The following is a 3,819-nucleotide window of genomic DNA, read 5'->3' as shown; positions in this document are numbered from 1 at the left end:
GTGGTCGACGGCTTCCTCTGGGTTCCCTATGTGATCATCGAAGCGATCCAGGGGCTCGGCGTGATCGGCATCGTCGTCATCGCGGTGGTGATCGCTGCGCTGTTCCTGTTCTACCGCCGCAATCCGCTCGGCTGGGAGCGCGCGGCAGGCGCCGAGGACGAGCCGGCCGAAGGCACCGCCTGAGCCGGCCCCATCCTGAACTGACAATGACCTGTGCGCCCGAGCCACACGGCGGGCGCACGGTCCGCATCAATGGAGTGACCCTTGTCGAACGGCCTGATCCAACTCCTGGACCCCGAGGCAGTCGTCCTTGGCTCCGACGCCTCGACCAATGAGGAGATCATCCGCATCCTGGCCGCCAGGCTGGAGGCGTTGGGCTACGTCAAGAGCAGCTACGCCGACGCTGTCGTGCGGCGTGAGATGACGATCCCGACAGGCCTGCCGCTGGAGCGCGCCGACAATGTCGCGGTTCCGCATACCGACCCCGAACATGTGCTGAAGCCGGGTGTCGCGATGGGCACGCTCAAGCGGCCCGTCACCTTCGCCAATATGGAAGATCCCGACGAGAAGCTGCCGGTGGGCCTCGTCTTCCTGCTTGCCATCAATGACAAGGACAAGCAGATTGACACGCTGCAGACCGTCATGGTCACCATCCAGAATCCCGCGGCGCTGGATGGCTTGAGGACGGCCAGGACCTTCGACGACGTCCGCGCCATTCTCGGCTGACAAAGGAAAGAACATGTCCAGACAGAAAACCATTCTTTTTGCCTGCGGCACGGGCGTCGCGACCTCGACCGCGGTCAATGCGGCGGTGACCGAAGCGATGAAGAAGCGCGGCCTCACCTTTCATGCGCAGCAGGCCAAGGCAACGGAAGTGCCCGGACTGGCCGACAACGTCGATTTCATCGTTGCCACCACACCGATCTCGGCATCCGTGAAGAAGCCGGTGATCAAGGGGCTCCCCTTCCTCACCGGCATCGGCAAGGACAAGGCGCTGGACGAGATCGAGGCGGAACTGCGCAAATAGAGCAATTCCAGGAAAAAGTGTGAGCGGTTAAATTCGGCGCCTTCGCCGTAACCTTCCGTCCGGAATTGCGTCAAAACAAAGGGATAGAGCCGGTTCAGCCTGACAGGGCCGGCGAAGCGATCTTCGCTCCGTGGAGCATGTCGTCCTGCAGCCGGCGCAGGGCGTAGAGCCTCGTCGTCCGGTCCGGCGCGGCATTGTCCTCGGTCAACAACTCGCCCTTCTTCACCGGCTTCAGCACCTTGCCGCCTTCGAGCAAGCCGACCGGCACGGCGCGGCTTGCCCGGGCATCGCCAACGGTCATGGTCCAGGAGCGGTAGCAGGTCTCGCCGATGGCATCGAAGGTCTCCCCGGCGGCAAGGTCGCGCTTGGCCACCGCGCAGACCTCCGCCACCGGCCTCGGCAGCGGCACCATGTCGGGCTTGCCATAGAGCATGATGCGGGCGGCGGTCAGCGGAACCTCCAGAGAAGTCAGGTGATAGGGCCGGAACAGGCCATAATAAGGGCCCTTGCCGACATGGAGATCGTCCATGCGCTCGACGACGCGGGGATGGATCGCCTCGACGATGACGAAGACGCCGGGCGCCACGCCCTTGCCGATCGTGTAGTCGACGACGCCTTTCCGGGAGAGGAGGCCGCCATCGGCTTTCGGGATCAGCACCTTGGCCAGTTGATCGCGATCGGCCCTGGGGCCATGCATGCCCGGGATATCCGGGACCAGGCCGGTGGCATTGGCGATGGCGCACATCTCGACCATGGTCTTCGAGCCGTCGACGAATTCGACCAGCATGCGCGGGTTCATGTTCCGGCGCGCGGCCTCTTCCCGGTAGTCGTCCGGAACGGCGTCATGGTTGAGCGGATTGTTCTTGCCCTTGCCCGCCGCGACGATGCTTAACCCAAGCGCCGAGGCGAATTCGATCAGTTCCATGCAGCTTGACGGCTCGTCGCCGGCGCCGACGGAGTAGACCACTCCCAGCCGGTCGGCCTGCTGCTTCAGGTAACAGCCGATGGTCACGTCGGCCTCGACATTCATCATCACCAGATGCTTGCCATGTTCCATGGCCATCAGATCGAAATCGGCGGCGACGCCCGGCTTGCCGGTGGCGTCGATGATCACGTCGATCAGCGGGTTGGTGACCAGCATCTCGTTCGAGGTGATGGCGATCCGGCCGTCTTCGATCGCCCGGGTGACCTTGGAAGCGGTTTCGGCCTCTACCGCCATCGCCTCGTCGCCATAGGCGATGCGGACCGCCTCGCGGGCGGTATGCGGGCGCCGCGTGGAGATGGCGGCGATCGATATGCCCGGCATCAGCATACCCTGGGTAACCAGATCGGTCCCCATCTCGCCGGAGCCGATGACACCGACGCGCACCGGCCTGCCCTCGGCGGCGCGGCGGGCGAGATCGCGGGCAAGCCCGGTCAAGGCGATATTGGTCATGCAAGAAAACTCACGGCTTTTTGCTCCGGCCCGCAATACAGGGAACGATCCGCGTTTGCCAAATCAAACCAGCCCGAGATGGCGATTTCTTGCGAATGCTTTGCAAGGCCGCGGCAGATTTCGCGGGAGCTTGTGCATGGCGGCCGCACGATTCGCCGTTTCTTTCAGACCGTTAACCATTGCAGCGCGCTTTGAGCTGGAAAAGCTCGGACGGGCGCACTCGGTTTCTGTGCCATTTTTGCTACAGGCTCCGGCCCTAATGCCTGGAATTGCAATTTTGAGGGGTGTCTAATCCATTATATGCTCACAACCGCGAAAAATCTGATAGACACTGGTCGAAAGCTCCGGTGGCAGGCTTGGGCAAATAAGCGCCAATAAAAAACAATGGCGCGGGGATAGTCACGGGGTAGATATGACCAGGACGGGTAAAGTGACCGTCGGCTGGCGCCTTGCGCTTGCCGTCACGGTGTCGATGTTGGCTTGCGGTAGCGCCAGCGCACTCACACTCAAAGAAGCCGTTGCCGTCGCAGTGGAATCCAATCCGGAGATTGGCCAGGCGATCGAAAACCGCGAAGCGATCGAATTCGAGTTGCGCCAGGCGAAAGGCCTTTATCTTCCCAGCGTCGATCTGGAAGCCTCGACCGGCGTTCGCCGCCTGGACAATGACACACGGCGCGCGCTCGACGAGGATCACAGAGCCCTCTATCCGAACGAGGCCGACCTCACCGTCTCGCAGACGCTTTACGACAGCGGCGCGCGACGCGCGGAGCTGAACCGCCAGGCCTCGCGGGTCGACGGAGCTTCCTTCAGGGTTCTGGAGCGGTCCGAGTTCATCGGGCTCGCGGTCGTCCAGGACTATCTGGAATACATGCTGCAGGCTTCGATCGTGGCCGAGGCCAAGAAGAACCTTGGCTTCCATCAGTCCATTCTCAGCGACATCAAGCAAGGCATCGCGGGCGGCGCGCTCAACGACGCCGACCGGCAGCAGGCCGAGGAACGCCTTTTTGCCGCCAAGGCGCGGATGCAGGAGGCAACCGAAGAACTCGAGGCGGCCAAGATCCGCTTCTTCAAGAATGTCGGCAAGCCGCTGACCAGCCCATCGCGGCCGGCCGATGTCTCGGCCGCCCTGCCGCGGTCGCTGGACGACGCGATCGGGCTTGCCAGGCAGAACAATCCGCGTGTCCATATGGCCAACAGCGATATCGACGCCGCGGCCTCGCTGGTCGATGCGGCGCGGGCGAAATACGGTCCGACGATCACCGCCGAGGGTGTTGCCCGCGGCGGGTCTGATATCGATGGCGATAATGGCGACACCAGCGACCTGCAGGCTCGGGTGGTGCTGCGCTGGAATCTGTAC

Annotated in this window: 4 protein-coding genes and 1 pseudogene; 4 read left to right on the top strand and 1 reads right to left on the bottom strand. The window is 63.1% G+C overall.

The annotated features are described in order from the left end of the window. From EOA27_RS26670 to EOA27_RS26660, 3 genes and pseudogenes are all read left to right on the top strand, one after another. Positions 1–183: pseudogene (locus EOA27_RS26670) on the top strand (PTS sugar transporter subunit IIC); the annotation flags it as partial. Between the two features lie 81 nt (positions 184–264). Next, positions 265–726 carry a PTS sugar transporter subunit IIA gene (locus EOA27_RS26665; protein WP_126079106.1) on the top strand — a complete coding sequence of 154 codons (462 nt, stop codon included), beginning with the start codon at positions 265–267 and terminating at the stop codon, positions 724–726. Between the two features lie 13 nt (positions 727–739). Further along, positions 740–1,027: a PTS sugar transporter subunit IIB gene (locus EOA27_RS26660; protein WP_126062533.1), complete on the top strand. Its 288-nt coding sequence runs from the start codon at positions 740–742 to the stop codon at positions 1,025–1,027. A gap of 94 nt (positions 1,028–1,121) precedes the next feature. Here the strand turns inward: EOA27_RS26660 and EOA27_RS26655 are convergent, their stop codons facing one another. Beyond that, entirely contained in the window at positions 1,122–2,462 is a 1,341-nt protein-coding gene (locus tag EOA27_RS26655; protein ID WP_126079107.1) for an NAD(P)H-dependent oxidoreductase, read from the bottom strand. A gap of 472 nt (positions 2,463–2,934) precedes the next feature. On the opposite strand from EOA27_RS26655, the gene EOA27_RS26650 reads away from it, so the two are divergent. After that, positions 2,935–3,819 (top strand): TolC family protein (locus EOA27_RS26650; protein WP_245491166.1); only part of this gene is annotated, 885 nt, incomplete at its 3' end.

The sequence above is a fragment of the Mesorhizobium sp. M2A.F.Ca.ET.037.01.1.1 genome (genome assembly GCF_003998075.1).
Lineage (GTDB): Bacteria > Pseudomonadota > Alphaproteobacteria > Rhizobiales > Rhizobiaceae > Mesorhizobium.
Note: the sequence above shows the minus strand (reverse complement) of the source record. Positions and strands in the feature narration are given on the sequence as shown.

Coding starts and splice junctions, on each gene's coding strand:
- EOA27_RS26660 (WP_126062533.1), top strand. CDS start 740: ATGTCCAGACAGAAAACCATTCTTTTTGCCTGCGGCACGGGCGTCGCG.
- EOA27_RS26655 (WP_126079107.1), bottom strand. CDS start 2,462: ATGACCAATATCGCCTTGACCGGGCTTGCCCGCGATCTCGCCCGCCGC.